The 26,531-nt window shown below is 65.6% G+C and carries 23 protein-coding genes, 1 pseudogene and 1 CRISPR repeat array; of the genes and pseudogenes, 6 read left to right on the top strand and 18 right to left on the bottom strand.

The features are described 5' to 3' along the window. Positions 1 to 1,239 precede the first annotated feature (1,239 nt). Positions 1,240 to 1,784: direct repeats of the CRISPR family, unit length 37 nt; unit sequence GTCTTAATGCACCTTGAGGTGCGAGGTGCTTCCTGAC. 582 nt (positions 1,785 to 2,366) lie between these two features. Genes nrdE through nrdH form a run of 3 tightly spaced genes read right to left on the bottom strand, consistent with a single transcriptional unit; the run spans position 2,367 to position 5,189 of the window. Next, entirely contained in the window at positions 2,367 to 4,532 is a 2,166-nt protein-coding gene (gene nrdE / locus E4J16_RS00910; RefSeq protein WP_136312984.1) for a class 1b ribonucleoside-diphosphate reductase subunit alpha, read from the bottom strand. Next, positions 4,517 to 4,927 carry a class Ib ribonucleoside-diphosphate reductase assembly flavoprotein NrdI gene (gene nrdI / locus E4J16_RS00905; protein WP_136194069.1) on the bottom strand — a complete coding sequence of 137 codons (411 nt, stop codon included), beginning with the start codon at positions 4,925 to 4,927 and terminating at the stop codon, positions 4,517 to 4,519. Before nrdI ends, nrdE begins: the two co-directional genes overlap by 16 nt. A gap of 16 nt (positions 4,928 to 4,943) precedes the next feature. Further along, entirely contained in the window at positions 4,944 to 5,189 is a 246-nt protein-coding gene (gene nrdH / locus E4J16_RS00900; protein ID WP_136194068.1) for a glutaredoxin-like protein NrdH, read from the bottom strand. A gap of 749 nt (positions 5,190 to 5,938) precedes the next feature. On the opposite strand from nrdH, the gene E4J16_RS00895 reads away from it, so the two are divergent. Then, positions 5,939 to 6,439: a transcription repressor NadR gene (locus E4J16_RS00895; protein WP_136312983.1), complete on the top strand. Its 501-nt coding sequence runs from the start codon at positions 5,939 to 5,941 to the stop codon at positions 6,437 to 6,439. 307 nt (positions 6,440 to 6,746) lie between these two features. Further along, entirely contained in the window at positions 6,747 to 7,931 is a 1,185-nt protein-coding gene (locus E4J16_RS00890; RefSeq protein WP_136312982.1) for a PTS sugar transporter subunit IIC, read from the top strand. Between the two features lie 659 nt (positions 7,932 to 8,590). On the opposite strand, the gene E4J16_RS15010 is transcribed toward E4J16_RS00890, so the two are convergent. Continuing rightward, positions 8,591 to 8,857 (bottom strand): hypothetical protein, encoded by a 267-nt coding sequence (locus tag E4J16_RS15010; RefSeq protein WP_168709435.1) that lies wholly within the window; start codon positions 8,855 to 8,857, stop codon positions 8,591 to 8,593. Positions 8,858 to 9,241: 384 nt separating this feature from the next. Between E4J16_RS15010 and E4J16_RS00880 the strand changes: the two genes are divergently transcribed. Genes E4J16_RS00880 through eccCa form a run of 4 tightly spaced genes read left to right on the top strand, consistent with a single transcriptional unit; the run spans position 9,242 to position 15,847 of the window. Then, on the top strand, positions 9,242 to 9,580 hold the full coding sequence (locus E4J16_RS00880) for a hypothetical protein (RefSeq protein WP_136194064.1): 339 nt from the start codon (positions 9,242 to 9,244) through the stop codon (positions 9,578 to 9,580). Further along, complete coding sequence (locus tag E4J16_RS00875) at positions 9,577 to 10,884, top strand: EsaB/YukD family protein (protein WP_136194063.1); 1,308 nt, start codon at positions 9,577 to 9,579, stop codon at positions 10,882 to 10,884. Before E4J16_RS00880 ends, E4J16_RS00875 begins: the two co-directional genes overlap by 4 nt. Next, positions 10,881 to 11,849, top strand: a complete 969-nt coding sequence (locus tag E4J16_RS00870; protein ID WP_136312981.1) for a hypothetical protein — start codon at positions 10,881 to 10,883, stop codon at positions 11,847 to 11,849. The genes E4J16_RS00875 and E4J16_RS00870 overlap by 4 nt, the downstream gene beginning before the upstream one ends. Next, positions 11,846 to 15,847, top strand: a complete 4,002-nt coding sequence (gene eccCa, locus E4J16_RS00865) for a type VII secretion protein EccCa (protein WP_136312980.1) — start codon at positions 11,846 to 11,848, stop codon at positions 15,845 to 15,847. Before E4J16_RS00870 ends, eccCa begins: the two co-directional genes overlap by 4 nt. Before the next feature lie 325 nt (positions 15,848 to 16,172). Here the strand turns inward: eccCa and E4J16_RS00860 are convergent, their stop codons facing one another. From E4J16_RS00860 to E4J16_RS00795, 14 genes and pseudogenes are all read right to left on the bottom strand, one after another. Then, a complete protein-coding gene (locus E4J16_RS00860; RefSeq protein WP_136312979.1) occupies positions 16,173 to 16,748 on the bottom strand; it encodes a magnetosome magnetite crystal formation protein family in 576 nt (191 codons plus the stop codon). Then, positions 16,745 to 17,185, bottom strand: a complete 441-nt coding sequence (locus E4J16_RS00855) for a hypothetical protein (RefSeq protein ID WP_240038201.1) — start codon at positions 17,183 to 17,185, stop codon at positions 16,745 to 16,747. The genes E4J16_RS00860 and E4J16_RS00855 overlap by 4 nt, the downstream gene beginning before the upstream one ends. 1,074 nt (positions 17,186 to 18,259) lie before the next feature. Next, entirely contained in the window at positions 18,260 to 18,775 is a 516-nt protein-coding gene (locus E4J16_RS16135; RefSeq protein ID WP_420809333.1) for a DNA/RNA non-specific endonuclease, read from the bottom strand. Between the two features lie 314 nt (positions 18,776 to 19,089). Further along, complete coding sequence (locus E4J16_RS15460) at positions 19,090 to 19,593, bottom strand: hypothetical protein (protein ID WP_240038200.1); 504 nt, start codon at positions 19,591 to 19,593, stop codon at positions 19,090 to 19,092. Between the two features lie 34 nt (positions 19,594 to 19,627). Beyond that, positions 19,628 to 19,831 (bottom strand): hypothetical protein, encoded by a 204-nt coding sequence (locus tag E4J16_RS00840; RefSeq protein ID WP_136312977.1) that lies wholly within the window; start codon positions 19,829 to 19,831, stop codon positions 19,628 to 19,630. Between the two features lie 78 nt (positions 19,832 to 19,909). After that, the gene (locus E4J16_RS15455; protein ID WP_240038199.1) at positions 19,910 to 20,338 is read right to left on the bottom strand and encodes a hypothetical protein; all 429 of its coding nucleotides are present in this window, start codon (positions 20,336 to 20,338) and stop codon (positions 19,910 to 19,912) included. A 383-nt stretch (positions 20,339 to 20,721) separates the two neighbouring features. Next, positions 20,722 to 20,994 (bottom strand): annotated as a pseudogene (locus E4J16_RS16130) (DNA/RNA non-specific endonuclease); the annotation flags it as partial. 49 nt (positions 20,995 to 21,043) lie between these two features. After that, positions 21,044 to 21,283, bottom strand: coding sequence for a hypothetical protein (locus tag E4J16_RS00825; RefSeq protein WP_136312975.1), 240 nt, complete (start codon positions 21,281 to 21,283; stop codon positions 21,044 to 21,046). A 643-nt stretch (positions 21,284 to 21,926) separates the two neighbouring features. Then, positions 21,927 to 22,427 (bottom strand): hypothetical protein, encoded by a 501-nt coding sequence (locus E4J16_RS15450; protein ID WP_240038198.1) that lies wholly within the window; start codon positions 22,425 to 22,427, stop codon positions 21,927 to 21,929. 35 nt (positions 22,428 to 22,462) lie between these two features. Further along, a complete protein-coding gene (locus E4J16_RS00815) occupies positions 22,463 to 22,666 on the bottom strand; it encodes a hypothetical protein (RefSeq protein WP_136312974.1) in 204 nt (67 codons plus the stop codon). A 78-nt stretch (positions 22,667 to 22,744) separates the two neighbouring features. After that, positions 22,745 to 23,266: a hypothetical protein gene (locus E4J16_RS15445; RefSeq protein WP_240038197.1), complete on the bottom strand. Its 522-nt coding sequence runs from the start codon at positions 23,264 to 23,266 to the stop codon at positions 22,745 to 22,747. A 320-nt stretch (positions 23,267 to 23,586) separates the two neighbouring features. Further along, complete coding sequence (locus E4J16_RS00805) at positions 23,587 to 23,802, bottom strand: hypothetical protein (protein ID WP_136312973.1); 216 nt, start codon at positions 23,800 to 23,802, stop codon at positions 23,587 to 23,589. After that, on the bottom strand, positions 23,789 to 24,061 hold the full coding sequence (locus E4J16_RS00800) for a hypothetical protein (RefSeq protein WP_136312972.1): 273 nt from the start codon (positions 24,059 to 24,061) through the stop codon (positions 23,789 to 23,791). Before E4J16_RS00800 ends, E4J16_RS00805 begins: the two co-directional genes overlap by 14 nt. 34 nt (positions 24,062 to 24,095) lie before the next feature. Continuing rightward, positions 24,096 to 26,513 carry a DNA/RNA non-specific endonuclease gene (locus E4J16_RS00795; RefSeq protein WP_136312971.1) on the bottom strand — a complete coding sequence of 806 codons (2,418 nt, stop codon included), beginning with the start codon at positions 26,511 to 26,513 and terminating at the stop codon, positions 24,096 to 24,098. Positions 26,514 to 26,531 lie beyond the last annotated feature (18 nt).

Below are 26,531 nucleotides of genomic sequence, written 5' to 3'. Positions count from 1 at the left end.
CCCCGTTGGACCGCCGTAGCCGCTGGTTACAGCGGTCCAACGGGGCGTAAGCGGTCCAACGGGGCGTAAGCGGTCCAACCACGGCGGCGCAGCCCCACCCGCTCCCTCGGCCGCCGACAACCAGGCGCCCATCACCGCGAAAACGCCCCTGCGCACAACGATCTTCACCGAGCACACAGGCCTGCCCGCCCGGAGGCACCCACATCGCCAGCACCGCCCCACCAGCACAAACCACTAACACAACATGACCTAGCCCCCGTGCCCCGAGCGACGTGCCGGCATCACCCGGCAACAAGTGGGACGTCTCCGTATCCCTTGCACGGTCTTCTTGAGTAAGCACTCGAAACCCACGCACTTAGGGACGTCCCCGTATCCCTCGTGCGGTCATACCCCACTCCTGCTCGTGTCCGCCGACGCCACGGCGCATACTGCTGACACGCTGCAATGCGGCCAAGGCCGAATTAGTCGCATCACCGTAGTTGCACCAGGCGGCGTGCCGCGACCGTAGGGGGCTTCAGCGACCTCCATGACGTTATACGCGACCTTGGGGTGCGTTTTACGACCACCCCAGGGTCGTGGAACGCACCCCAAGGTCGTATTTCGTATTGTGCGGACCGGACCCGTGCGCTGGTTTTCCGCGCTGTTCCAGTTTGGGGGTGTGGTGCGGGTGCTGGAGTCGGCGGTTGGCGTGGCTCGTTCTGACTTGCGCCGACGGCATCGGTGTGGTGCTGGTGCTGGAGTCGGTGGTTGGCGTGGCCGGAGCGCTCGCTGGGTGGTGTGGCGCGGGCTGGCACAGTGGGTCCGCACGCTTAAGGAGCGAGCACCCTGGCGGAATCCGCGTGATTCCGCGGATCTGATGAACAACGCTGGTGTCATGACAGTGCTCCAGCGTGCGGCGCGGGCCTCGGCGCACACTGGAGCGATACCAACGGATTCCGCCCCTGACGTAGATTCCGCGTGTTTTCAAGGAAAACCGGGATTTGGGCGAGTGCATGCAAAGGGCCTTTGCGTGCAGACCCGCAACTCCGGCTCGGCCCGTCGGGCAACGCGAGGCACCGGACCGTCACTCGCTGGCCGCCAGCATGCGGGCAACTAATCTCATCGCCGGGCTCCGGCGCCGAGATCGGCCGCCGGAGAACGTCGGCAACGACGATGGAACCCCGAGACCAACCGGCCAGCAAGAGGTGCGAAGCGCTTCCTGACGCTGCTCGCTTCCGCGCCATGCGAGCGTGGTCGGCGGTCTTAATGCACCTTAAGGTGCGAGGTGCTTCCTGACGGGCTCATCGCCACCGCACTGGCACTGGTTGCCGTCGTCTTAATGCACCTTAAGGTGCGAGGTGCTTCCTGACTTGACTTTTCAGACCCCAAATCCGTAGACATCAACGGTCTTAATGCACCTTAAGGTGCGAGGTGCTTCCTGACTCAGCGCGGTCGAGGCCGTGGAGCACACCACACCCGTCTTAATGCACCTTAAGGTGCGAGGTGCTTCCTGACCGGCAAAACCGCGTTCTCCTACGCGATCCACCGCGTCTTAATGCACCTTGAGGTGCGAGGTGCTTCCTGACTTAACGAGGTGAGCGCGGCTGAGGTTCCGAAGCAGTCTTAATGCACCTTGAGGTGCGAGGTGCTTCCTGACGCGCACTGGAGGGGCGGTGACGCTCCGTGGGCAATAAGTCTTAATGCACCTTGAGGTGCGAGGTGCTTCCTGACTCGCTCCAGTGAAATTCCCGGGTTCGCCCGGAGATTCGTCTTAATGCACCTTGAGGTGCGAGGTGCTTCCTGACCCCTGCCCCTGGAAACCGCGTCATTCCGCCGCTTCCAGAGGCGAGATCGCCACCGACCCCGCAAGCACCCCACGGGACCGACCGGCACCAAGCCAAAACTACCACCTTTCGTTGAAAACAAGCCAAGCGCCACCGACACCCCTCCAGGCCCCTCCAGCCACCAACTTTCAACGAAGTCATGCGGAAAAGTCGGGGTCAAAATGTACCAATCTTTGTACTGTAGATCAAATTGTGACCATCCGGCGAGCACCACACCAGCCCCGCGCACCCCAACAACACCACACGTCACACACGCAACTGCCACTCGCACCACCTAAATCACTCCCAACCGACCGCAGACACCCCGCGAGCCTCCACCTCGGTGCCGACGATTAGCCCTACCGGGAAACTGGCGCTGACACCGTAGACGCTGACGAAGTAAGCTGTTCATCGCTCAGGGCAATAGCCCTGCGAAGCGAACCCGGCAGCCTTCCGGACGGTGGGCGAGCCGGGTTTCGCGTACCGGATTCGCCTGATATCCGACCTCTCGTCCGAATCGCCACCGGACCGCTCTTGGCTCAGTGGCCTCGTTCGCGCACAGCCTCACAGCATGCAGGACACGCAGCCCTCCACCTCGGTGCCGGTGAGCGCCGCCTGGCGCAGGCGGATGTAGTACAGCGACTTGATGCCCTTGCGCCAGGCGTAGATCTGCGCCTTGTTCACGTCGCGGGTGGTGGCGGTGTCCGGGAAGAACAGCGTCAGGCTCAGCCCCTGGTCCACGTGCTGGGTGGCGGCGGCGTAGGTGTCGATGATCTTCTCGGGGCCGATCTCGTAGGCGTCCTCGTAGAACTCGAGGTTGTCATTGGTCATGTAGGGCGCCGGGTAGTAGACGCGCCCGATCTTGCCCTCCTTGCGGATTTCGATCTTGGCGACGATCGGGTGGATCGAGGAGGTGGAGTGGTTGATGTAGGAGATGGAGCCGGTGGGCGGCACCGCCTGCAGGTTGCGGTTGTAGATGCCGTCCCGCTTGACCTTCTCCGCCAGCTCCGCCCAGTCGGCGCGCGTGGGAACGTGCACGGACGACGCCGCGAAGATCTCGCGCACCCGCTCGGTGACCGGCACGAAGTCCTGGTTCAGGTACTTGCTGAAGAACTCGCCGCTGGCGTACTTGGAGTCCTCGAAGCCGACGAAGGTCTCCCCCCGCTCCACGGCCAGCTCATGGGAGGCGGTCAGGGCCGCGAACAGCACGGAGGCGAAGTACACGTTGGTGAAGTCCAGGCCCTCCTCGGAGCCGTAGTGGATGCGCTCGCGTGCCAGGAAGCCGTGCAGGTTCATCTGCCCCAGACCGATCGCGTGGGACTCACGGTTGCCGCGGTTGATGGACGGCACCGACTCCAATTCGGTCTGGTCGGAGACCGCCGTCAGCCCGCGCACGGCCGTACGGATGGTGCGGGCGAAGTCCGGGGAGTCCATGGTCTTGGCGATGTTCAGGGAGCCGAGGTTGCAGGAGATGTCCTTGCCCACGTGCGCGTAGGAAAGGTCCTCGTTCAGAACGCTGGGCTCAGAGACCTGCAGGATCTCCGAGCACAGGTTGGACATGACCACCTTGCCCTTGATCGGGTTGGCCCGGTTGACCGTGTCCTCGAACATGACGTAGGGGTACCCGGACTCGAACTGGATCTCCGCCAACGTCTGGAAGAACTGGCGGGCGTTGATCTTGTCCTTGCGGATCCGGTCGTCCGCCACCATTTCGCGGTACTTCTCGGTGACGTTGACGTCCGCGAAGGGCAGCCCGTAGACGCGCTCGACGTCGTAGGGGCTGAACAGGTACATGTCCTCGTTCGCCCGGGCCAGCTCGAAGGTGATGTCCGGGATGACGACGCCGAGCGAGAGGGTCTTGATGCGGATCTTCTCATCCGCGTTCTCACGCTTGGTGTCCAGGAAGCGCAGGATGTCCGGGTGGTGGGCATGCAGGTAGACGGCGCCCGCGCCCTGGCGCGCACCCAGCTGGTTGGCGTAGGAGAAGGAGTCCTCCAGCAGCTTCATCACCGGGATGACGCCGCTGGACTGGTTCTCGATGCGCTTGATGGGTGCGCCCATCTCCCGCAGGTTGCTCAGCAGCAGGGCGACGCCGCCGCCGCGCTTTGACAGCTGCAGGGCGGAGTTGATGCCGCGGGAGATCGACTCCATGTTGTCCTCGATGCGCACCAGGAAGCAGGAGACGGGCTCCCCGCGCTGGGCCTTGCCCTCGTTGAGGAAGGTGGGCGTGGCCGGCTGGAAGCGGCCGGACATCATCTCGCCGATCAGGTCCAGCGCGAGCGACTCATCGCCGTCGCCCAGCGCGAGGGCGACCATGGTCACACGGTCCTCGAAGCGCTCCAGGTAACGCTTTCCGTCGAAGGTCTTGAGCGTGTAAGAGGTGTAGTACTTGAAGGCGCCCAGGAAGGTCTCGAACCGGTAGTCGTAGGCGTAGGCGGCCTCGAAGGCGGACTTGACGAACTCGGGGCGGTAGCGGTCCAGCACCTCCTGCTCGTAGTAGCCCTCCCGCACCAGGTAGTCCAGCTTCTCCTCCAGGGAGGGGAAGGTGACGGTGTTGTCGTTGACGTGCTGGAGGAAGTACTGGCGCGTGGCCTCGCGGTCGGCGTCGAACTGGATCATGCCGTTCGCGTCGTACAGGTTCAGCTTGGCGTTCAGGGCGTGGTAGTCGAGGTCCGGGGACACCGTGGTCTTGGGTTCGGCGCCCGTCGGGGCCGTCAGCGTGTCTGCCAAAACTTGTCCAATCCTTCTTTTACGCGTTCGACGTCGGTGGGGGTGCCCAGCAGCTCGTACCGGTAGAGGAAGGGCACGTTCAGCTTGCTGGCGATGATGTCACCGGCGATGCCGTAGGCCTCGCCGAAGTTGGTGTTGCCCGAGGCGATGACGCCGCGGCACAGCGACCGGTTGTGCGGGTCATTGAGGAACTTGATGACCTGCTTGGGCACGGCGCCCTTGATGGCGCCTCCTCCATAAGTGGGAACGACGAGGATGTATTCCTCGTGGACGCTCAGCGGCTCGTCCCCAGGGCGCAGCGGGATGCGCGCACTGGGGAAGCCGAGCCGCTCAACGAAGCGACGGGTGTTCTCCGAGGTGGAGGAGAAGTAGACGAGTAGGGGGCGGTCACTCACGAACGCCTGGCCCCACTCAGATCGCGGCGGCCTCGGCGGCGACGGCGAGAGCCTTGATCTTGTCCGGGCGGAAGCCGGACCAGTGCTCGCCACCGGCCATGACCACGGGCGCCTGCGCGTAGCCGAGGGAGCGGACCTGCTCCAGGGCCTCGGCGTCGAGGGTGATGTCAACCGTCTCATAGGACAGGCCGGCCTTGTCCAGGGCGCGGTAGGTGGCGGAGCACTGGACGCAGTTGGGCTTGGAGTAGACGGTGATGGCCATGTCGGTCACTTCCTGGCGGTTAGTGGTTGCTGGTTCGGGCGCGTGCGCACCCCGGAGGTCTCCCACAAGCAGGAACCTACCCGGCTGTAATCACACGCATGTAGTTCTCGGGAGGGCAAGCGCCCCCTGCTGTTCAAAACACTACCCCTGGGGGTCGCGGTGCGCCACCACCCCAAGATGATGTGTCTGGCGTGTCGTTGTGCATAGAGCTCCTCCTAGCTGTGGACAGTGCGCCGATCGCTGTGGACGCGACTGTGGAACCGCATTGCCCACGGCCGCGCCGACAGCTCCGGCCCAGCCGTCGACGACGTCGCCGCGGCCGTACCGGATCGGCTCGTCCATGCTCTCGCGGGGGTCCGACGCGAATTCACCCCCCTTAAGCTCCGCACAACCCACAACCTCACCCCACGGCCACCCCTCCCCCAGTCCACAGCCTGGGGATGAAGTGGCGTGAATTCCCCTCTGGATGATCGCGCCTCGGGCGTGTCGCGCCGACGCCGCCGCCCACAGCTCCCGGGGCAGGACGATGAGACACATGCCTCGCGCCGACGCCGCCGCCCACAGCTCCCGGGGCAGGACGATGAGACACATGCCTCGCGCCGACGCCGCCGCCCGGCGCACACGCCCTCGCGCCGACGCACTTGCCGCCGTTCCGTCACCGCCACAACCGTGCTACGTTCACATGAGTCGGCTCACACGAGCCGACCGTGCGGCAGCGTGCGCATACCGAGAGGATCGCGAGACGACTTATGGACGCAACCGAGCGCCGGCAGGCGATCCTGAACCGCCTCGAGACAACCACCGCCCCCCTGGCGGCCGCATGGCTGGGCGAGCAGCTCGGCGTCTCCCGGCAGATCGTCGTCGGCGACGTAGCCCTGTTGCGCGCGGCCGGGCACGCCATCCGCGCCACGAACCGCGGCTACGTGCTGGCACGCCCCAGCTCCCGCCCGCGCCGCGTCCTCCACGTCCAGCACGGCCGCGACCAGGTGGCCGCAGAGCTGTCCGCAATCATCGACGCCGGCGGTACCGCCCTGGACACGATCATCGAGCACCGCCTGTACGGCCAGATCACCGTGGACCTCCTCATCCACAACCACGCCGAGCTGGACCTCTTCCTAGAGCGCATGACCGAGTCCTCCACGCTCTCAGAGCTGACCAATGGCTGGCACGCCCACACCATCGAGGCCGACACCGAGGCCCAGCTGGATGACATACAGGTGCGTCTGGGCGAGCTCGGCATTCTGCGCTGACACCCGCCGACTCCGAAGGACGAATGTCCGAATCCGGCACAAACGACCGGTGCGGCCCCTGCCCTGCGGCAGCGGATCGTTGAAATCATGCGGTTCCGCGCGATCAGCTAAGACAGGACCCGGGCGGTTTGTGCCGTTTTCGGACAGTTTCCCTCCTGCCGGCCAGGCCGAGCCCGCAGCCCACGAGTACGGGAGAGGCAGCTCACGCCACTTGTGTCATGACACCCGGCGGGTCCCGACTATCCTCTTAGTGTCTTGACACCCGTGCGGGCGCAGGCCGTCGCCCCGCCACCCATGGGAGGTTCCCATGCCCACATCCCCCAAGTCCACCGCCCCCACCAACGCCCCCGCCAACACCCCCACCAACACCCCCGCCAAAGACGTCGGCTCCGCCGCCTGGCCGCACGGCCCGGCAGGCCGGCTGCGCGCATTCGGCAACAGGTTCCTCATCGAGGGGCTTACCGGCATGGCGCACGGGCTGTTCGCCACGCTGATCATCGGCACGATCCTCACCCAGCTCGGCTCCTTCATCCCCGGGGCCACTGGCGGCTTCATCGTGCTGATGGGCCGGGTGGCCTCCTCCATCACCGGCGCCGGCATCGGCCTGGGCACCGCCCGGCGCCTCGGGGCCGACACCTTCGTCATCGTCTCCGCGGCCGCCGTCGGGCAGATCGGCGCCCAGGCCTCCGGCCTGCTGTCCGGCTCCGCCATCCTGACCGACGACGCCGGCACCGCCCTGCTGCTGCGCGGGCCGGGTGAGCCACTGGGGGCATTCGTGGCCGCATGTTTTGCCATTGAGGCCGGCCGCCTGGTCTCGGGACGCACCCCGGTCGACATCCTGGTGACCCCGCTGACCACCATCGTCGTGGGCGGCGGCATCGGGCTGCTGGCCGGTCCGCCCATCTCCTCGGCGATGACGGCGTTGGGGGAACTGGTCAACTGGGGCACCGAGCGGCAGCCGCTGCTCATGGGAGTGATCGTCGCCGTGATCATGGGAATGGTGCTGACCCTGCCGATCTCCTCGGCCGCGCTCGGCGTGATCCTGGGCCTTTCCGGCATCGCGGCCGGGGCGGCCACGATCGGCTGCACCACCCAGATGGTGGGTTTCGCCGTCGCCTCCTTCCGGGAGAACCGGTGGTCCGGGCTGCTGGCGCAGGGGCTGGGCACCTCCATGCTGCAGGTGCCGAACATCCTCAGGCGCCCGCTCATCTGGGTGCCGCCCACGCTGGCGTCGGCGCTGCTCGGACCGGTGGCGACGACGGTGCTGCACCTGGAGTCCAATGCGGTCGGCTCGGGCATGGGCTCGGCGGGCCTAGTCGGGCAGCTCATGACCTGGCAGACCATGAGCGGCACCATGCCGACGGCGCAGCTGCTGGCCATGATCGTGCTGTTCCAGTTCGTCGCCCCGGCGGTGCTGACCCTGGCGATCAGCGAGTTCATGCGCGCCCGCGGATGGATCCGCCTGGGCGACATGACCCTGGCCCGGGCGTAACCGGATCCACTGGTCTCCGGACGCACGCCACACACCCCACGCCACGACCGCAATCGCGCCCCCGATTCCCGCAATGCATGCAATACCACATACGAGTATGGCCACATCCGTGCCATACTCGTGATCGAAACGCGATTGTCATTCGGCGCCTGCACTTCGCACGTGGCGCCACCCTGCCCCGGCAAAGGAGGTACCCCTTGACTGCACAGGCCTTACGGTCATCGCAGGCCTCAACCCCGGCATGCCCACCGCTTCCCGCCGGCTGCCGCGCAGCCTCTCGGCAGAGCATTGCGGCCAGCATCGGCATCGATCTGGCCGTCGTTGTCCTACCCCTGACGCTTGGCCTGGTGGTGCCGGGCCCGGCACTGCTCAGGCTCCTGCTAGTGCTGGTCGCGACCGGTCTGCTCCTAGCCCAGACAGTCACTCACTGCTTGTACGGCAGAGCCGTCGGCGGCATGGTGCTCGGCCTGCTCACGGTCGACGCCGATGCCGGGCTACCCACCGGAACAGCACGCTCCCTGCTGCCACTCCTGCACCTCGGACCGGCCGCCGGGGCGACCGTGCTCGATGTCAGGGAGGGCCCGGATCCCTCACGCGTCACCCTGGACGAGCTGGATGAGCTCGCCGCCCAGTCGGCATCGGTGGCATTGCCGTACTCGTCACAGCCCCAGCCCCAGCAGCCGGCGCCGTCGCAGCAGCAGCCCCAGCAGCCGGCGCCGTCGCAGCAGCAGCCCCAGCAGCCGGCGCCGTCGCAGCAGCAGCCCCAGCAGCCGGCGCCGTCGCAGCAGCAGCCCCAGCAGCCGGCGCCGACGCAGCAGCCCCAGCCCCAGCAGCCCCAGCTCCCCCAGCCGCAGCCCGCTGGGGCCCCGGGCGCGGTGGCACTCCCCTCCAGGCCGCCGCACACGCTTCGCGCGGTTTCCGCGCATACGCCCTCCATGATCGACCTGCCGCCGTCCGTACCACTACAGGCTCCCCCGCCCCCACCGCCTCCCGAACCGACGCCGCCCCCTGCCATCAGCGCACCCCGGTCGCCCGCCCCCGCCGCCCCTGCCCCACCCCCCATGACACGCAAGGCGCTGCGGGCACTGGAGCGTGAGCAGGAGCGTGCGCGTGCGCAGCGTGGAGCGGGCATCGCCGACGCCGAGGCCCCCGGCCCCGAACGGATGGTCGGATGAGCGCATCGACAGCCCGGACCGGGAACGGCGTAGCGGCCCGTGCAGGCACACGCGCCGATCGCATCAGGCCCGTCATGGCACGCGAGAACGAGCACCGGGGCCGGTCTGGGGAATCACGTACGGGAGGGAGTCTCCATGCCACGTGAGAACGAGCAGGCGGTCCTGGATTCTGCGCGCGTGCACCACGCCCGCCTGCGCGACGCCCTGGAGCGCGGCCGTACCCCGGGCAGGAGCCGAGCCCTGGGGCCGCGGCTGATCGCGTCACTGGTGGTCGCCGCCCTGGCATGCAGCGGCTGCGTGGGGTACGCCTACGTCTCCACGCACCTGGACTCGATCCGCACTACCCCGAGCACTTACACCGACGGCGCCACCGCGCACGCCACACAGGACCCCACGGCATACGTCACGGATGCGCCCGCGTCGCCTCAGCCGAATGACGGCGCGGGATTGGCATCCCAGGAAGCAGAGCAATGATCCCCTACACCCGCATCACCCTTGTGGCGGACCGGTCACGGGCGGAGCTGGTGCTGCCCTCCACCGAGCCCGTCGGCACGCAGATGCCGACGCTGCTGTCCCTTCTGGGCGGCGCCTCAAGCCGGTCCGGCACCCCTCCGGCCACCAGCCTGGTTCGCGCCGACGGCCGCCTGGTGGACCCCGAGCTGGACCTGGCCTCCCAGGAGGTGCTCGACGGCGAGGTCCTGCGCGTGGTTGCCGACGACGAGATCCCGCCGCCCGCGCGCGTCTCCGACCTCAGTGAGGCCATGGCGGACCTCACCGAGGCGCATCCGGGCCGGTGGCGGGGGACGGACCGGCCGCTGGGAGCCGGCATTCTCATCGGCGTCCTGACCGCGCTTGCCACGTGGCCGCAGCTCCAGGAGATCCCGCCGACGGCGCACACCTGGGTGGCGCTGACGGGTCTGCTCCTGCTATTCGCCGCCGCCGCACTCCGGCGCGGCGGCATCGGCCCCGCCGGCCTCGGCGTCCTCGGGCTGTGCCTGCCGCTGGGGCTGCTGGCGTCGCAGTGCCTCACCCTGGCGACGGCGGGAACCGAGTCCGGCGCGCTCGCCGCCGTGGCCGTGCTGCTGCTGGCCGTGGCCGGCATGGGTCTGGCCTTCGGTCGGGTCGGCTGGATCACCGGCGCCGCCGTCGGGCTCGGCATTGAGGGCGTGTGGCTGCTTGTGACCGCCCTGTCCCCCACCACGAAGCTGGCTCATGGCCTCCTGGCGGTACTCGCACTGGTACTCGCGGGCTGCCTGCCGTGGACCGCACTGGTGGTTTCGGGCGCTGCCAGGCTGGATGACACGGCGCTTACCGGGGTGCTGCCGCCGCGCGACCGGGCGCATCGCAGTCTGACCGCCGCCCACGACTCGCTGCTGGTCGCCTGCCTGGTGGTGGCCGCCGCCCTGGCCTGGGCGACGGCGAGCCTGGCCCGGCAGGATGATCCGTGGGGCCAGTGGCTGGCCGGCGCGGTGGTTGTCGCCACGGCGCTGCGCTCCCGTGCCTTCCCCCTGCGGGCGGAGGTGATCGCCCTGTGGCTGGCGTGCCTGCCCGCACCGCTGATTCTGTCCTCATCGCTGCCCGGGCCGCAGCGCACCGCCGTGATCGTCGTCGTCATCCTGGTGGTGTCGGCCGCCTCCGTCTACCAGAGCGCCGACCAGACCCGCGTGCGGCTGCGTCGCCTGGGCGACCGGTTGGAGACGGCGGCCACCGTAGCCACGGTGCCGCTGCTGTGTGGCCTCGACGGGCTCTTCACCCACCTGCTGGGGCTGTTCGCATGACCGCTCCCGCCGTCGGTACTTCGAGTACGCCGGGCGACCGTGACGCCGACCGCCTGGGCCTCCTGCGCCGTCCACTCGACCTGGGTGCCCTGGCCCTCACCGGTGCGGCCGCCTGGCGCCGTACCGTCGCGCAGACGCACCGGGCCATGATTGCGCCGCTGCCGCTGACCTGCCGTATTGCGGTGGTCCCCACCGAGCCTGCTTGCGGGGCCACCACCGTCGGCATGCAGCTGACTGGCGCCCTGGCCCGCGCCCGGCGCGCACCGGTGCTGCTGCTGTCCGCATCCCCCGGCCGGGACACCGCCGCCGACCGCCTGTCATTCTCCCGTCGCTGGCCCCTGGAGGCTCCCGTTCCCACCGCGGTGCCGACGGCGGAACTCGGCCCGGTCCTGCGCGATGCCGCCGGTTGCGGGCCGGATGGCCTGACCTCCTGCCTGCGGCTGGAGCCTGAGGGGGGCGGGCGGGCGTCGGCATGGCGCCGGGCACGGCGTGAACTCGGGCACTTCTTCGATGTCTGCCTGACCGAGTTCGGCCCCCTGACCCAGGCGGAGCTCACTGAGATCGCCCCACTCCACCACGCCGTCGTGCTGGTGACCCCGGCGCGGCGTCGCGCGGTGGAGCGCAGCCGGGAGCGCCTGCACCGGCTCGCCAGCGCCCTGACCGATGATCCGAGCGACGCCGTCGGCGGTGTGGTCGGTACAGAGCCGGTCCCGGCCGGGTCGGCGGGGACCTTAAGGGGTAGGCCGCCCGTGGTACTGCATGCCGTCGTCGCCACCGCGCCCGGGCATCCGCTCATTCCCCGCCTGTGCCCGGATGAGACCCTGATCCCCTACGACCCCGCGCTGCGGCACCCCGGCCCGACGCCGCTGCGGCGCCGCACCGCCACGGCGGTCGCCGTCCTGGCCGCCCGCGCCGTCGATGCGGCCGCCCAGACCGTTCAAGCTTCTGCGCGAGGTGAGGCATGATCCGCACCGTCCACCGCCCCGGACGTCTGCACCGTCCGCTGGAACTGCCCGAGCCTGCCACCGTACCCGCGCCGCCGCAGCTGGCGGACACCGGCGCGGGGCAGGGATTCCCCTTCCAGATGATGCTGCCGCTGGCGGGCGCGGGGTCATCCATGCTGATGATGACGCTGCTGCGTTCGAACCTGATCTTCGCGATCCTCGGCGCGGTGGTGATGCTGGTGACCGTGATCGGGATGTTCGCGGCCACCGTCTCCCGCCGCAACGGGCAGGCCCGTCAGCGCCGGGAGCGGCGGGAGCGCTATCTGGACGCACTGGCGGATGCCGCGGCCTCCCTGGAGGCGACCGCCGGGCAGCTGCGTCGACGTGCCTTCCGGGCCCACCCCGCACCGTCGGCACTGGCCGCCTGGGCGGTCTCCCCCGAACGGCGCTGGGAGCGGCGGCGTACCGACGGCGACTTCCTGCGCCTGCGGCTGGGCACCGCCGATCTGCCGCATCCGCTGGCGACCATGCCCCGCGGGGACGCCGTCGCCCAGGCCGATCCACTGCTGGTGCGGGAGGCCCGCGCCCTGGTGGACAACTACGCGGTGCAGTACGCCATGCCGGCCACTGTCGATCTTGATGCCGCCGGCGAGGTGTCGATCATTGGGCCGCGGGAGGTCACCCGCGCCCTGGCCCGCACCCTGCTGGTGCAGGCGGCGGTACACCATGCCCCGGAGGACCTGCACATCGCCCTCGCCTACGACCAGTCCGTCGCCGAGGCGTGGGAGGGAGTGGCCCGGCTCCCGCACCTGCGCGTTCACGGCGCCTTCGATGGCCCGGTGGCCATGCGCCGAGTGGGGGCGGACCAGCAGGACCTGGAGCGCGTGCTGCGTCCCGAGATCGCGGCCGCGGCGAAGGCGGCCGCCCAGGTGGCGCGCGTGGGGGCGGGCGGGGCGCTGCGGCGTCGTACCCGCCTGCTCGCCGTCGTCGACGCCGACGGGCCGGCCCAGTCCTTGGCGATTCCCGACGCCTCCCTGCGGGCGCAGGACGTGGGTGCCACCGTCCTGCACCTGGTGACCGACCGTTTGGACGAGCCCTCCGACCCGTCGCTGCGGCTGACGGTTCGCGACGACGGCACGGTGCTGGTGGAGGACCTGCGTCCAGCCCTGGACGCTTCGGGGAGGGGTGACCATGACGCCGCCCCGCCCCCACCCACCGTGGTGACCCCGGATGAGCTGGGGCCGGCGTCGGCGGAGGGCGTGTGCCGGGCGCTGGCGCCGCTGTCCCTGGGGGCGGCCGCGGAGCGGGAGGTGGAGGAGGCGTCCGCAACGTCCCTGGCGGACCTTCTGGGCGTAGATGATCCCCGGAGTATTGACGTTCGCTCCGCCTGGCGCCCCCGCTCGGCCCGTGACTTCCTGCGGGTGCCGCTGGGCACCGATGACAGCCACGAGCTGGTGCTGCTGGACTTGAAGGAGTCCGCCCAGCTGGGGGTCGGGCCGCATGGGTTGTGCGTGGGTGCGACCGGCTCGGGCAAGTCGGAGCTGCTGCGCACCCTGGTGACGGCGCTGGCGGTCGGCCACGGCCCGGAGGACCTGTCCATGATCCTGGTCGACTACAAGGGCGGCGCGGCCTTCGCGCCCTTCGCCTCCCTGCCGCACGTGGTGGGGCTGATGGACAACCTGGCCGACGACGCCGGGCTGATCGAGCGGGCGCGCGCCTCGATCGCGGGGGAGGTGGTGCGTCGGCAGAAGCAGTTGCGTGACGCAGGGTCCTCCCCGGACATCGCCCACTACCGGCGGCTGCGCGAGGAGCATCCGGAGATGGCGCCCATGCCGCACCTGTTCGTCATCATTGACGAGTTCGGGGAGCTGCTGACGGCGAATCCGGACTTCGTGGACCTGCTGCTGACGATTGGGCGTATCGGCCGGTCTATTGGCGTGCACCTGTTGCTGTCCAGCCAGCGCATTGAGAGCGGCAAGCTGCGCGGCCTGGACACTTACCTGTCCTACCGGATCTGCCTGCGCACCTTCACCGAGGGCGAGTCCTCTACGGTGATCGGGGTGCCGGATGCATTCCACCTGCCGGCCTCCCCCGGGTACGGGTACCTGAAGGTGGACACCAGTGTCTTCACGCGCTTCCGGGCCGGCTACGTTTCCGGTCCGGTGGAGGAGGTGGATGCCGAGCCCGCACCTGCCGAGCGTGAGGAGCAGGTGCCGTTGCTGCTGCCGGTGTACAACGGCCTGGAGGCCGAGGAGCCGACGGCGGCGCAGGCGGTCGTGCCGGAGGGGCACACCACCCGGACGACGGTGGTTGATGCCGTAGTGGCACAGCTGGCCCGGGCGGCCGGGCCCATGCCGCCGGTGTGGCTGCGGCCGCTGCCTGCCCGGCTGCCGCTGACGGACGTGTTGGGCGGGGCGCTGCGGCGAGACGCCGTCGGGTTGCGGGCGCCAACTCCGCCCGGTCCCGGTCCGAGGGTGCCGGTGGGGCTGGTTGATGATCCCGCCCGGCAGCGGCAGCAGCCGTGGCTGGCGGACCTGACTGTGGGCGGTGGGCATGTGGCCGTGGTTGGGGCGCCGCAGAGCGGGCGTACCACCTTCCTGTGGACGCTGGCCACCGCGGCGGCGCTGACGTACGGACCCGACCGGCTCGCCTTCTACGGGTTGGATGCCACTGGCGGCGGGTTGTCGCGGCTGGCGGCGCTGCCGAATGTGGGCGGCGTGGCCACACGCGGTGATCGGGAGCGCATGCGCCGCGTGCTGGAGGAGGTGGTGGCGATGCTGGATCAGCGCGAGCAGGTGCTGGCGGCGCGCCGTATCGACTCCTTGGAGGTGCTGCGCGCCCGGCACGCCGCGGGCGAGCTGCCCGAGCTGGCCAGCGCGGACGTGGTGCTGCTGGTGGATGGCCTGGGCCTGCTGCGCTCGGACTTCCCGGAGCTGGAGGATCCGCTGGATGAGGTTCTGCGCCGCGGCGGCGGTTTGGGGGTGCATGCGGTGATGACGCTGTCTCGCGGTAATGACTTGCGCATGTCGCAGCAGTCGCTGGTGGGCACCCGCCTGGAGCTGCGTCTGAATGATCCGGCGGATTCGCTGGTGGCACGCAAGCTCTCGGCCACGCTGCGGGCAGATACGCCGGGCCGGGTGCTGCGCACGGACAAGCTGTTCGCCCAGGTGGCGCTGCCTGTGGCTGAGGGCGCCGACCTGTCCGAGGGTGTCGGCGCGGCCCTGCAGGTGCTGGCGGAGGAATTGGGCGAGGCCTGGTCTGGTCCGTTGCCGGCGCCGGTGCGGCTACTGCCGGAGAGCATCGACCCGGCGGGCCTGCCGGATGTCGAGCAGGAGCCGGAGCTGCTGCCGCTGGGCTTGTTCCAGGACACTATGACACCGATCAACTTGGACCTGACCGGTCGGGATCCGCATCTGCTGGTGCTGGGTGATCCGGGCTGCGGCAAGAGCACGGTGCTGCGTGGGGTGATCGAGTCGCTGGTGGAGCGGTACACGCCGGATGAGCTGGTGGTGGGTGTCTACGACGTCCGGCGGACGACGGCCGGTGCCTGCCCTGAGGCCTTCCTGGGTGGGCATGCGACGTCGACGGCGCTGGCCGGCGGGCTGTCGGCGTCGATCGCGCAGGAGCTGCAGCACCGCTCCGATTCTCTGGCGGCGGGTGAGGCGGTGGACGGCCCGCGGATCGTGCTGGTGGTGGACGACTATGACATCCTGTCCTCGGGAGGTACCGGGCCGCTGGGGCCAATCATCCCGTTCCTGTCCTCGGCGCGGGACCTGCGCCTGAATGTGGTGTTGGCCCGGCCGGTGGCCGGGGCGTCGCGGGCCTTGTACGACCAGCTGCTGCAGGCGCTGCGGGATACGGGCGCGACCGGCCTGATCATGGACGGTGAGCGCGGTGAGGGTGCGCTTATCGGCGGGGTGCGGGCGGAGCATCTGCGGCCCGGGCGCGGCTGGTGGGTACGCCGCGGCCGCAAGCCCCGACTGGTTCAGGTCGGTGACTTCACGCCGACCGGCGAGTGAGCTTTATGGGATCTTCCGGTTTGGGGGTGTGGTGTTGGAGGGGTGACCTCGGGTGCGTGGGTAGGGGTCGACGATGTTGGCGATGACGATTCTGGTATTGGCGTGATCTCGGGATGGGGCCTGTCCGGGCGGCCTGTCGTTGGCGGCAAGTGGCGTGCGTGGCGGCCCAAGGTGTCCAGAACCGGTACAAACGACTCCGACGTCGCAGACAGCCGCGGGCAGAACGTTGGAATCATGCGGTTTCAGAAACGGCCCCAGCGTTCGCCGACCGCCTTTGTGCCGATTTTGGACGTGCGCGCCGTGGGTGCGCGGTTGGGGCTCCCGGCTACTTGATGAAGGGGATGCCGCGGAAGGGGACGACCTTGCCGCGTGAGGCCCGCACGCCGAAGGCGATGCAGATGATCACGTGGAGCAGGGAGATCAGCAGCCAGGCCACGACTGGAATTCCCCATGGTAGGAAGTCGTCTGAGCCGCGTCCGGGCTGGATCGCGATCAAGTAGTAGAGGAAGCTGCCCAGGAGGAGCACAGTGGCCAGCAAATAGTTGATTCCCCAGTTGGCGGCGGCCGTGCCATTGGTGCGGACGGGTTCGGGATCCTTACGGCAGCTCAAGCCGACAGCGATCATGATGATCGAAGCGATGATCGCTCCAAAGCCGGGGTAGAGAGCGAGTACGAACAGCCCCGTGTACCACGCAATCGCGCCCCTGAGCCGGGGCTGCGGCTGCGGCTGGTACGGCCCGCCGTAGGGAGGGAGCGGCACCTGCTGCGGGATTCCCTGCGGAGCCGGGTACGGCGCCTGGTATGGACCGCCGGATGCGGGCTGAGCCTGCGTGGGAGGCAGCGATGCGCGCTGCTGGGGGGACTCCGGGGAGCCCGGGTAGTCAGGGTAGGGGCTGCTCACTGGTTCTGCTTCATCCAGTCCGGCGTCGCCTTGGGGTCGCGGGGGAAGAGCTGAAGTTCCTGGGCTACGTCCTCGGGGGTGTAGGGCGGGTTGAGGACCGGTTCGTGGTCGTAGTCGAAGTCGGAGATGAGCTGGAAGTCCTGCTTGTTCATGGTGAACACGCCCCTGGTCCAGGCGCCGCCGCCCGGCCGGGCCATAGCGATGCGCACCCGAACAGCGGGCTCGACGACCTCCCTGGGAACGATGTTGTCCTCCCAGCCGCCGCGCCGCAGCAGCCCGGAGGAGCGCAGGGCGCGGCTACGCACCCCGGCACGCGTCCCGACCGCCTGGACCTCAATTGACATCTCATCCACGTGTGCGGAGCGCATCCAGCGCGCGCAGGCGTCGGAGAGTGTCTCGACGGCCTGCATCTGTGCTTCGAAGGACCACTCGCTCATATGCTCCTACCTCGATCTTGCCGGGGACGACCCGAACTCGTCATTTACCGAAACGACACTACCGCGAACGACAACGCACCGCAGCCCCGAGCGGGGTTGCACGCGTCACGATCGTCCGCAACGCTTTCTAAGCTGCGTTCCAGCCGCTCCGGGGCGAGCCTGTGTACGGAACCGGGACAAACGACTCTTGGACACCTGGCACCTGCGCCGAAGTCGTTGAAATCACGCGGTTCTGCTTCCGCCGCCTGCGGCCGGCACCGCCGTCTGTCCCGAATCCGGACTCGAAAGCGGGTCTGCGGTAGCGTTGGCCCCCGTCACCGCCGACGACGCTCACGGTCCGAGGCCGCGTGGCCGTGGAGGCATGTGCGCCTGGAGCGCAGTCACAATCTATGACAAACACCGTCTACACCCGCCGGAGCCAATCCGGCGCCCGCATGATTCCAACGCCTCCTCCCAGGAAGTCAACGGCCCCGGGCGTGTTTGTCATGGATTTGGGCACACCAGGATTCCGTCGCCGCTTCAGCTCACTTGCCGCGCTCCTGCTCACGCTTACGACGACGAGCCTCACGCCTGCGAGCATTACGCTCACGCCGCTTCAACTCCACCTCATACCCCCTACGCAGCCAATCCGGAACAAACTCCGGATCACGCGGAAACCGCTCCAACTCACTCCAACAATCACCCGGCCCCGGACGCACATCACCAGAAGCACGACTGAAAACCGGCTCACGCATCCAATCACACTCCTGGTGCAGCACCCCATCAGACACATCCATCCACAACCGACACCACGTCCACGCACCCCAACCAGGAACAACCTGAGCATCACGTAGCTCATCGAAAGGCAATCTTATACCGAACGGTGGTATGACCCTACTCGTCACACCATTAACCGTCAGCTGCGGATCATACTGACTGGTTCGACCGATAGCATCGATTGTTATTTCGATACAACTAGCTCCTTCTCTCCGCATCCACCCGTAAACAGATTCTTCAGTCTCTCGGATGACTACCTCCGACGATCTTAGACTGTCAGACATGCCGTGCAAACTCTCCTTCTCTGTTTATCGATTATTAAATGTTTGCGGTCTTCTTGCTACCCCATTGGCATCCTGCGAATCGACCGTCCATCGTGTTGGCACTCTGTCTGTTGGGTTCACGTCCCCCAGTCTGGTGACGGAGTCGGCGTTGGCGGGTGGGCCGTCGTACTCGATACGGATGTCGATATTGCGGTAGGCGTCGGGATTCTTCGCTATTTGCATCCTCCAACGCCTTGAAGCTCTCAGCATAAGTGTCGCCGATTCCCCGGTTCCTTTCCTTCAGCATCGGCCACACATTGATGTCCTCCGGCCGACCCCCATACTCTGCTCCGGCCAAATGCCCGCCGGCATAACCACCACCCAGACCATCACCGTAGTGGCCGATACGCTTCTGCGCAGACTCGGACCGATACCGCGCGTCCTCGGGCACCCAATCCAGGCGATCCACCTGAAGCCGCACCGTACGCCCCCACTCATCAGTCGTATAGTCGAACTTCCCATCCACCGTATACGTCGCACTCGGCAACGGGTCTCTCAAGTCCGGGTTCATCGTAGTGGACGTCCTGCCCAGCCACGACTGCCGCTGCACCGCCGATTCCGCCTCCACATGCACAATCTCCCCGGCACCATCGGTGTAATACTTCCCACGCCCCTCCACCTCGTAACAGGTATTCGGGTCCAAGTCCACACCCTTGCCAAAGGGCTTCGTAGCCCTCGGCGCCAGCGGACTGTCAGCATCAACCTTAACCGTCTGCTCCGCGCTGGGCCGGTGCTCCTGGTTGAACGCATCCTTGTCCGGGTCATAGTCCGGCGTACCATCCCCGGCATCAGGCGAATCCCCCGCCCGCAGAACCTACTACTCAGTCAGTCACCACCGCGTTCCTGCTCACGCTTACGCCGACGCGCCTCACGACGACGAGCATTACGCTCCTTGCGCTTCTCATACGCCGCAGCACGCTCCGCCAGCCACTCCGGAATGTACTCAGGATCACGCGGATAGATGTCCAGCTCAATTGCATACTCACCAGCACCCGCCGCCCCTGAACCGAAATCCGGCTCGCGCATCCAGTCACACTCCTGATGCAACACCCCATCAGACACATCCATCCACAACCGACACCACGTCCACGCACCACGACCAGGCAACACCTGCGCCGCCCGAAGATGATTCATATGCCGAGTCACCTCATAATCGATATCAGCCGACTCTCTGACACCGCCGATCACCACCCAAGACACATGGTGCTGCACCAAACCTATGCCCACCATGTACGTGTCAACCCGCTCACCACCGACCTCCTTCAGCCAGTCAGCAAGGCCAGCCTCAATCACGCCGAGCATCTCCTCAGCAGACATCTTGTTCCTCATCGCGCCTCCTCCACACGAGGATAGAGATATCCCATCAGTTCCTGTTAACAAACGGTTGTTTCTGGACAACACCGCCCTGGTCCACCCACTTGACAATGAACTCTGTCGGTACTCTGTCGACCGGGTTCACATCCCCCAGCCTGGTCACTGAGCCAGCGTTGGCGGGCGGGCCGTCGTACTCGATACGTATATCAATGTTCCAGTAGTTACCCGGGTTGTCAGCGATCTTCTGCTCCAACTCATAGAAACTACCCGGATGACTACAATCCACCGGCTTCGCCATCACAACCAGACGCAGAGTGACAACCCAAACGACTCAGCCACCGCGCTCCTGCTCACGCTTACGACGACGAGCCTCACGACGACGAGCATTACGCTCACGCCGCTTCAACTCCGCCTCATACCCCTCACGCAACCAATCCGGAATAAACTCATCATCGCGCGGAAAGCGCTCCAACTCACTCCAGCAATCACCCGGCCCCGGACGCACATCACCAGAAGCTCGAGTGAAAACCGGCTCACGCATCCAATCACACTCTTGATGCAACACCCCATCAGACGCATCCATCCACAAGTGGCACCACGTCCACGCGCCCCGACCAGGCAACACCTGTGCCGCACGCAAATGATTCATTTGTACTGCCGCAACCTCATAGGGAATATTAGCTGGCACTTCGATACCGTTCACCACCAGCGTCCCGGTTCGAAGCTGCACCCGACCGATACCGACCATGGTAATGTCCACTCGAGTTCCACGTGACTCTTCTCGCAGCCACCGCACAAGCCTAGCTTCAACTTCCTCCAACAGCTCCCGGGGGGTTCCTGCATTAGACACCGTCTGTTGCCTCCTCGCATATTCTCATCACAAACGTCCTCAAGATCGTCTATCGCTAAACGGCAGATCACATTGCGCTCCGTTCTGATCCACCTAACTGACAGTATACTCGGTAGGCACTCTATCGACCGGGTTCACTTCCCCCAGCCTAATCACAGAATCCGCGGAGGCGGGCCGGGCCATCGTACTCGATGCGGATGTCGATATTGCGGTAGGCGTCGGGATTCTTCGCTATTTGCATCCTCCAACGCCTTGAAGCTCTCAGCATAAGTGTCGCCGATTCCCCGGTTCCTTTCTTCCAGCAGCCACACATTGATGTCCTCCGGCGGACCCCCATACTCCGCTCCGGCCAAATGCCCGCCATCATAGCCACCGCCCAGACCATCACCGTAATGGCCGATACGCTTTTGCGCAGACTCATACCGATACCGCGCGTCCTCGGGCACCACATCCAGGCGATCCACCTGAAGCCGCACCGTACGACCCCACTCATCAGTCGTATAGTGGAACTTCCCGTCCACCGTATAAGTCGCACTCGGCAACGGGTCCCTCAAGTCCGGGCACATCGCGACACCGCCCCCAGGCTCACCCACGACGGCGCAAAGCAGCACAGGCTCAGTCCCCGCGCTCCTGCTCACGCTTACGCCGACGAGCCTCACGACGACGAGCATTACGCTCCTTACGCTTCTCATACGCCGCCGCACGCTCACCCAGCCACTCCGGAATAAACTCAGGATCACGCGGATACCGATCCAACTCAATCGCATACTCACCCGCGCCAGCACTGGAATCCTCGAACACCGGCTCCCGCATCCAGTCACACTCCTGGTGCAACTCCCCATCAGAGGCATCCATCCACAACCGACACCACGTCCACGCACCCCGACCAGGAATAGCCTGCGCGTCACGGAGTTCTTCGAAAGGCAGTCGCATGCCATATGGCGGTATGACCCTTCTCGTCACACGATCAATAGTCAGCTGCGGATCAAACTGACCATATAAGCCGATATTGCTAATAGTTATGTCGATACGGCTAGCACCGTCTTGGAGAATCCAGCTCCTTATAGACTCTTCAATCTCATTAAAGATCTCCTCTACCGACTTCGACCCACGCGGCACAGCACTCTATCCCTTCCTCGTTACTTACCGATTCTCAAATGTTTGCGGAGTTCTCGCCAATCCATTGGCGTCCTGCGAATCAACCTCCCAGCGTGTCGGTACCCTGTCCACGGGCTTCACGTCCCCGAGCCTCGTCACTGAGCCCGCGTTCGCTGGCCGGCCGTCGTACTCGATACGGATATCAATGTTCCGGTAGTCGCCCGCGCTGCCAGCGATCTTCTGCTCCAACTCATAGAAACTAGCCCGATGACTACCGTTCACCGACTCCCGCATCGGCACCACGTCGATGTCATCACGCGGAGCGCCGAGGCGCTTGTCGGCTGCAACCACACCAACCGCAAATCACCGAACCGGACGCAAACTGACAACCCAGAACGACTCAAAGGCCGCGCTCCTGCTCACGCTTACGACGACGAGCCTCACGACGACGAGCATTACGCTCCTTACGCTTCTCATACGCCGCAGCACGCTCAGCCAACCACCCCGGAACAAACTCAGGATCACGCGGATAGATATCCAACTCAATCGCATACTCACCCGCACCCGCCGGAACCGAACCAAAATCCGGCTCACGCATCCAGTCACACTCCTGATGCAACACCCCATCAGACACATCCATCCACAACCGACACCACGTCCACGCACCACGACCAGGCAACACCTGCGCGGCACGAAGATGATTCATATGTCGAGTCACCTCATAATCGATATCCGCGGACTCCCTCACGCCGCCGATCACCACCCATGAGTTACGATGCTGCACCAGCCCAATGCCCACCATGTAAGTGTCAACTCGCTCACCGCCGACCTTCTTCAGCCAGACCGCAAGACCAGCTTCGATCTCACCGAGCATCTCCTCAGCAGACATCTCATTCCTCATCTCGACCTCCTCCACATGTAAGCACAATTACCCCCTCAGTTCCTGTTAACAAACGGTCGTTCCTGGACAACACCGCCCTGGTCCACCCACTTGACAATGAACTCTGTTGGCACTCTGTCCACCGGGTTCACGTCCCCAAGACTAGTCACAGAATCCGCGTTGGCGGGCGGGCCGTCGTACTCGATACGTATATCGATGTTCCGGTAGCTGCCCGGGTTGTCAGCAATCTTCTGCGCCAACTCGTAGAAACTACCCGGATGACTACAATCCACCGGCTTCGCCATCACAACCAGACGCAGAGTGACAACCCAAACGACTCAGCCACCGCGCTCCTGCTCACGCTTACGACGACGAGCCTCACGACGACGAGCATTACGCTCCTTACGCTTCTCATACGCCGCCGCACGCTCAGCCAACCACCCCGGAACACACTCAGGATCACGCGGATATATATCCAACTCAATCGCATACTCACCCGCACCGGCTGCCCCCGGGCCAAAATCCGGTTCCCGCATCCAGTCACACTCCTGATGCAACACCCCATCAGACGCATCCATCCACAACCGACACCACGTCCATGCCCCACGACCAGGAACAAACTGCGCGGCACGAAGCTCATCAACCATAGAGGTTGCTTCGTAAGGTATCGCCACACGCTCACGCACACAGTCGCGTACCAGCCATTCTCTCATGCGCTGCGTCAAACCGATACCGACTATCTCAATCTCCAAGTAGTTTCCACCCGACTGATCACACAACCATGACGCGAGCGAGGACTCCACCCGCTCGAATACCGCGTCACCTTTAGCCACCACGGCGCACCCCATTTCGTTTCGCATCACTCGACTCACTACACCCGCCTGTTCCCGAACGACTGACCGTCAGGGAGACCTTGACGGTCAACCCAGCTCACTCTGAATTACGTCGGTACTCTGTCTGTTGGGATCACGTCCCCTAGCCTGGTTACTGAGTCGGCGTTGGTGGGTGGGCCGTCGTACTCGATACTGATATCGATGTTCCGATAGTCGCCCGGGTTGTCAGCAATCTTCTGCTCCAACTCATAGAAACTACCCGGATAACTACCATTACCCGCTCTGCCATCATAACCAACGGCAGACTGACGACCCAAACTACTCAGTCACCGCGCTCCTGCTCACGCTTACGACGACGCGGCCTCACGACGACGAGCATTACGCTCCTTGCGCTTTTCATACGCAGCAGCACGCTCAGCCAACCACTCCGGAATATACTCAGGATCACGCGGATAGATGTCCAGCTCAATCGCATACTCACCCGCACCAGCCGGAACCGGCCCAAAATCCGGCTCACGCATCCAATCACACTCCTGATGCAACACCCCGTCAGAAGCATCCATCCACAAATGGCACCACGTCCACGCCCCCACGACCAGGAACAACCTGCGCACGACGAAGATCCCCCTGCGGCGAACTCAACTCCCTAGGAATCTTCACCCACTCTTTGACTCCTCCGCGCACAAGCCACGCAATCTTCGACTGCACAAGGCCGATCCCGTTAGTTTCTATGTTCGCGCTATCCGCACCCGTTTCGTCCAACCAATCCCGAAACTCACGCTCCACACGCTTTAACAGTTCATCTGGATTCACTTGCTTCATAGACTTCACCCTTCTCTGTACTTACATCGTACCGTCAAAAATTCGTGTTTCCAAACTCTCTAGACTTTACCGTCCCGCTCTCATCGACCCAATCGACCGTGAACTTCGTCGGTACCCTGTCGACCGGGTTGACGTCTCCCAGGCGCGCAACGGAGTCGGCGTTCGCCGGCGGTCCGTCATACTCAATGGTAATGTCTATACTCCGATACGCATCGGGATTCTTAGCGATCTCCTTCTCCAGCTCGTAGAAACTACCCGGATGATTACCGTTCTTCGACTCCGCCATCGGCACCACGTTGATGTCCTCCGGAGGAGCACCGAACCGCTTACCACCGAGGTGGCCACCCTGGAAGCCACCACCCAGGCCATCACCGTAGTGGCCAACCCGCCGCTGCACCGCCTTCGACTCATACGTCGCATCAGGATCAGCCACATCCATACGATCCACCTGAAGACGCACCGTACGCCCCCACTCATCAGTCGTATAGTGGAACTTCCCATCCACCGTATACGTCGCATTCGGCAACGGATCCTTCAAATCCGGATTCATCGTGGTGGAGGTCCTACCCAGCCAACCCTGCCGCTGCACCGCCGAGTCCGCCTCCACATGCACAATCTCCCCGGCACCATCGGTGTAATACTTCCCACGCCCCTCCACCTCGTAACAGGTATTCGGGTCCAAGTCCACACCCTTGCCAAAGGGCTTAGTCGCCTTCGGCACCAGCGGACTGTCAGCATCAACCTTAACCGTCTGCTCCGTGCTGGGCCGGTGCTCCTGGTTGAACGCATCCTTGTCCGGGTCATAGTCCGGCGTACCATCCCCGGCATCAGGAGAGTCCTTCACGTCCGGCGAATCCGCCCCATCCGGCGCCTGCCCATCGGGGGCCCTGCCGCCATCAGAAGCCGCATCACCGTCAGACGTACGCCGCGCCCCATCAGGTGTATCCGCATCGGGAGCGCGCCCGTCCGGACTCACGTCCGCATCGGGAGCCCTGCCACCGTCGGGCGTCGCATCGGCATCCGGCCTACGCCCACCCTCCGGCGCGTCGACCCCATCACCACCGCGGGCATGTGGCGCATCGGGCGCGTCAGGAGCAGCGTCCACCTCCGGGGCACGCCGCCCACCCGACGCGTCCACGTCGCCACGACCCAGATCAACCCCATCCAGATCCGGACTCTGGTTGGTCCCGTCCGCATGAGCCCGCGGGCTCCGCACCCCGCCGTCAACGTCAACCCCCACACCAGGCAGATCGGTACGGGCATCAACATCAACATCCACCTCCGGGAAGCCACTCGTCGTACCCCTCTGCCACGGCAGATCAAGACCAGTAAAGTCCAGATCAACCTTGCTCACCACAACCTTGGTGATCTTGCCCAACGTCGCATCGACCACCATTCCCAGCGGATCCGTGTAGTTCAGGACCTTGCTCGCAGCCGCAGCCCAACGCGTCACCTTCCCCGCCGTAGAAGTAGCAGACGTCACCTTACTGGCAACGCCCACCACCGGTAATGCGGTCACAACAACATTGAATAGAGCTCCACCTGCGGCACGGGCCGGATCGTCCTCCCACTGGTCCCAGCACAGGATTCCCTTGCCGGTCTCCTTCCAGGCACTACCGAGCGTTTCCCACCGCGGGCCCTGGAACTTCCCGTCCTCGTCCCAGGTCAGCCCGATCAGCATGCCCAGCCCCTGCCAGGTGGCCGCAGCCCTGTCCCCGTCATGGGTGAACCCGTTGGAGCCCTCGAACTCAACTCCGCCCAGATTCAGCACGCCGTTGACCATGCCACCCAGGCCCTCACACATCAGCCCGTCCCACAAGAAGCGCTTCACAGCCACTCCCGCCTTCTTCGGGCAAGCGTCCTGGCGGTCCACCGGGCTGCCCCAGGGCATGCCCTCGGCGTCATCGGGAATATCCGAGCATCCGTAACCCAGCATGTCGTCATCCCCCGTGGGGTCGGCGTGGTAGCCCGCCAGGCCGTCCAGGGCGCGGATATTGTTGGCGCAGGTCCGCTCCGCGTCCCACATGTCCACCTGGATGCCGTTGGCAGTAGTGATCAGGCCGTTGTTCTCGTTGACCAGGTCCTGATCGTGGTCCCACTCCGGGTTGTCCTTGATCTTCGCCTTGAAGGTGAGCGCATCCGTCTTCAAGGTCTGTGCGCGCGACTTGATGCCGGACATCGACTCCGCGAAGGTGGACAGATACCCGGCCATGCTCTCCAGGGCGGTGGCCAGCGTATCGGTGTTCGTCGCCACCGGGTCCATGGCCGCGTACAGGTTCTCCTGCTCTGGTGCCTTATACACGTTCTGGATGCCGGCCCACTTGGTCTTCACGTCCGACCCGGTGGTGCGCAGGTCACCCGCCTTCGTCTTCAGGTTCGTCGCCGCGGTGCTCAGCGACTCGACGTCGAAGTCGACGGCAGGGATCTTCGTCTCATCAAAGGGAGTAGCCATGGGGTCGATTCACTGCGT

The organism is Actinomyces procaprae, assembly GCF_004798665.1.
In the GTDB taxonomy this organism is placed as follows: domain Bacteria; phylum Actinomycetota; class Actinomycetes; order Actinomycetales; family Actinomycetaceae; genus Actinomyces; species Actinomyces procaprae.
Note: the sequence above shows the minus strand (reverse complement) of the source record. Positions and strands in the feature narration are given on the sequence as shown.